The sequence below is a fragment of the Clostridium sp. UBA1652 genome, from assembly GCF_002320975.1.
Taxonomy (GTDB): domain Bacteria; phylum Bacillota; class Clostridia; order Clostridiales; family Clostridiaceae; genus Clostridium_T; species Clostridium_T intestinale.
Genome location: NZ_DCLI01000028.1, coordinates 1 through 3,850, shown reverse-complemented (window position 1 = coordinate 3,850; position 3,850 = coordinate 1). Strand labels below are relative to the sequence as shown.

Here is a 3,850-nt window from a genome sequence, read left to right as displayed (position 1 = left end):
CGATTCCTGCTCGAGCCACCAAAAGTCTAGCAAAATGCTAGACTTTTTTTGTGTATTTAATTAAATTGAATATAAAAAATTAAAAATACCTGAATCTTTTATATAGCTCCTTTTAACCCGATATCCTCAGCAACAGTTTTCATCCCTTCAATGGTTTCTTTGATTACAAAATCTAATTCTAGATCAAGCATTTTTGCTCCATTCTCGATTATGTTTCTATCAACGCCAGAGGCAAATCCTTTAGATTTATATTTCTTTTTAACTGATTTAAGTTCTAAATCTAAAATGCTTTTGGAGGGTCTCATTATAGCGGCTGCGCTTATAAGTCCAGTGAGTTCATCTATGGTATATAATACTTTCTCCATTTTGTGAACTGGTTCAATATCGCAACATATACCATAACCATGACTTGCTACAGCATGTATATATTCATCAGATATATTATGGTTTTTCATTATTTCTTGGACTTTTATACAATGTTCATCTGGATACATTTCATAATCAAGATCATGAAGAAGTCCTACTATTCCCCATTTATCTATATCTTTTTCACCCAATAATTTTGTGAAATGTCTCATTACGCCTTCAACAGCAAGAGCATGTTTAAGTAGAGAATCACTTTTGGTATATTTACATAATAAAGACCAAGCATCCTCTCTAGAAAGTTTCGAATCCATACTACTATACCCCCTTAAAAAATATAACTATATTTTACTATTATAAATAAATATTGCAAGGTTAGAATGAAAAATCCTTAAGTACACATAATAAAGAATAATGATTTTTTTGGGTGGTAACTATGGATGAAATAAATAAAATTATTAATATAATAGCGCATTCACCTTTTGATGTGCTGGTAATAGCCCTATTAATTTATATAGGGTTTCTTATTTTTAAAAAGCTTTTTGTAAAATATATCTGTACATATTGTTGCAAATTTATCAAAAAGACTGAAAACACTTTAGACGATAAAATTTTTGAATCTTTGGAGAAACCGTTAAAGTTTCTAATAGATATATTAGGATTATACTTTTCATTAAAATATTTAGCTTTGAGTATATATAAAGAAGAATTTACGTTAATAACTGAAAAGGTATTAAGATGTGGGTTAGTTATATTTTTTACTTGGATAATCTACAATGTTACAATGGAAGATTCTCTTCTATATAATAGAATAAAAAATAAATATACAGATAAAGTTAATAAGATAATTTTCCCCTTTATATCTATCATAATTAGAATATTGGCGTTAATAGCTGCTGTGAGTATATTTTCAAGAGAATTTGGATTTTCTGGATTTGTTACTGGACTTGGAGTATCAGGAGTGGTTATAGCTTTGGCAGCACAAGAGACTTTTTCAAATTTATTTGGAGGAATGGTTATTTTATTTGATAGACCTTTTTCTATAGGAGATTGGATTCAAACCTCAGACGTTGAAGGCATAGTGAAAGAAATAACATTTAGAAGTACAAAAATAAGGACTTTCTCAAAGGCATTAGTTACTGTACCAAACTCTAAGCTTGCTAATTCCTATATAATTAATTGGACTGATAGAAAAAAGAGACGTATATTTTTTAAGTTACCATTAGATTATGGGACTCGCAGTAAAAAGATTAAAATCTTAGTGAAAGAAATTGAAGATTTTCTTTTGAATGATGAAAGAGTTGATAAAGAGCTAGTGATAGTATCTTTTAATGCTTTTTCAGAACACAGTTTAGATGTATCTATATATTTCTATACCAATGTAATGGAGTATTTAGCTTATGAGAAAACTAAAGAGGATATAAATCTTACCATACTTGAGATATTAGAAAAAAATGAAGTTAGTCTTGCTATCCCATGGAGCAGCGTAGAATTATCTAAAAATAAGGAAGCTGAGGATGGGAAGTAAATATATTACTAACATGAATAATATTAGAAAGATAGAAGGAAAAGAGCAATATAATAGAGAATATAAAATTTAAGAAGTTATTATATTAAAATGAAATATAGATATTTCTATGTTTTAATAAAGGGGAGTATATGAGGAAAAGAAAAGTATTAATTTTTTGTGTTCTCTTAATTATTATAAGTGTTGCTACTATAGCATTTTTAAAACAAAAATATAGAAGTGATTTAGAAGGTAACTCCATAGGAGATATAATAGAAAATTTGCCAATAAAAAAGGTTGTAGTACCTGATGAAAGTTCTAAAGAAGATAAAAATAATAATGGGATACCTGATCCAATAGACATAGTAAATGAGGCAAGAAAAGAAGTGGAAAGAGAAACCGTATATAAAGATGCATATTATACAGGAGGTTATCCACCAGAAGGTGAAGGCGTATGTACTGATGTAATATGGAGAGGGTTCAATGCGATAAATGTCTCAATTAAAGAATTGCTGGATAAGGATATTAGAGAAAATTTAAAAGAATATAGGAGAGTAAACAGTAAACCAGATCCTAATATAGATTTTAGACGAGTATTAAATCAAGATATTTTCTTTAAAAGATATTGTGAGAGTTTAACAATAGAACTTAATGTTGATGATGTAAATAATCTTAAAGAGTGGCAACCTGGTGATATAGTGGTATTTGTAGAAGGGTATGAACATATTGCTATAGTCTCTGACAAAAGAGATAGTGATGGAATACCATATGTAATTCATAATTCCACCCCAAAGGCATCTGAATCTAAATTAAGTTGGTTTAATAATCCTATATATGCTCATTATAGATGGAAATATTAATAAATATTGCAATTATATATGCTCTTAGGAAAGTTAAAGGGAAAAATAATTATTTTTCCCTTTAACCTTAAATATTTTCTATTTGCCAATCTATAGGATTTTTTCCTGTAGATTTTAGAAAGTCATTACATTTAGAAAATGGTTTTGAGCCAAAAAAACCTCTAGATGCAGATAGTGGACTAGGATGTACTGATTTTATTATGTAGTGATATTTGTTTGTTATGAGTTTCTCTTTTGAAATAGCATTATTTCCCCAAAGTATAAATACGACAGGATCTTGTCTATCATTTAATAAAGAGATTATTTTATCGGTTAATATCTCCCATCCTTTCCCTTTGTGAGAATTAGCAGTATGAGCTCTTACTGTTAAGGATGCATTTAATAATAAAATTCCTTGATCAGCCCATTTTTTTAGATATCCATTGTTAGGTATATAGCAACCTAGGTCTGTCTGTAATTCTTTATACATGTTAAGAAGTGAAGGGGGAATACCAACACCTGGTTTTACTGAAAAGCTTAAACCATGTGCTTGATTAGGTCCGTGATAAGGGTCTTGCCCTAAAATCACTACTTTAACATCTTTATATGCCGTATAGTGTAATGCATTAAAAATATCATGCATATTAGGATAAATTGTTGTTGTCTTATATTCTGTTATGAGAAATTGCCTAAGTTTTAAATAATATTCTTTAGAAAGTTCTTCTTCTAAAAGCTCTTGCCAATCATTTTTAAAATTAATAGCCATAAAAATCACCCCAATATATTATAACACTTAATAAAAAATAATAGTCGAATAAAGAAAACAAAGAAATAGTAAACGTTATACATCAATAAAACAGTTCCAGGTGTATCCATAATATGAAATCAAAGAAATATGGAGATATATTAAGAATTACTGGTATAAGTTTGTGTGAATATGTTATAATAATAAATAGACATCTGATATAGATGTTAAGATAAAACACGTTCCGCAGAAAACATAAAGTTTCTGAGAATATAAATGTTAACTGAAAAATATTAAAAAAACAGTTGACATAACAAAAACGATATGGTAACATATTATATGTTGCCGCTAAACGGTGACGAATAATGACGAAATTGGTCTTTGAAAATTAAACAG

4 protein-coding genes are annotated in these 3,850 nt (G+C 28.5%); 2 read left to right on the top strand and 2 right to left on the bottom strand.

All coding sequences use genetic code 11. The features are described from left to right. Positions 1 to 98 precede the first annotated feature (98 nt). The gene (locus tag B3N22_RS04525) at positions 99 to 677 is read right to left on the bottom strand and encodes a hydrolase (RefSeq protein WP_286905187.1); all 579 of its coding nucleotides are present in this window, start codon (positions 675 to 677) and stop codon (positions 99 to 101) included. 122 nt (positions 678 to 799) lie between these two features. Between B3N22_RS04525 and B3N22_RS04520 the strand changes: the two genes are divergently transcribed. Next, on the top strand, positions 800 to 1,891 hold the full coding sequence (locus tag B3N22_RS04520) for a mechanosensitive ion channel family protein (protein WP_286905186.1): 1,092 nt from the start codon (positions 800 to 802) through the stop codon (positions 1,889 to 1,891). 131 nt (positions 1,892 to 2,022) lie between these two features. Further along, entirely contained in the window at positions 2,023 to 2,730 is a 708-nt protein-coding gene (locus B3N22_RS04515; RefSeq protein ID WP_286905185.1) for a DUF1287 domain-containing protein, read from the top strand. 67 nt (positions 2,731 to 2,797) lie between these two features. On the opposite strand, the gene B3N22_RS04510 is transcribed toward B3N22_RS04515, so the two are convergent. After that, on the bottom strand, positions 2,798 to 3,475 hold the full coding sequence (locus tag B3N22_RS04510; RefSeq protein ID WP_286905184.1) for a uracil-DNA glycosylase: 678 nt from the start codon (positions 3,473 to 3,475) through the stop codon (positions 2,798 to 2,800). Positions 3,476 to 3,850 lie beyond the last annotated feature (375 nt).

Coding starts and splice junctions, on each gene's coding strand:
- B3N22_RS04525 (WP_286905187.1), bottom strand. CDS start 677: ATGGATTCGAAACTTTCTAGAGAGGATGCTTGGTCTTTATTATGTAAA.
- B3N22_RS04520 (WP_286905186.1), top strand. CDS start 800: ATGGATGAAATAAATAAAATTATTAATATAATAGCGCATTCACCTTTT.
- B3N22_RS04515 (WP_286905185.1), top strand. CDS start 2,023: ATGAGGAAAAGAAAAGTATTAATTTTTTGTGTTCTCTTAATTATTATA.
- B3N22_RS04510 (WP_286905184.1), bottom strand. CDS start 3,475: ATGGCTATTAATTTTAAAAATGATTGGCAAGAGCTTTTAGAAGAAGAA.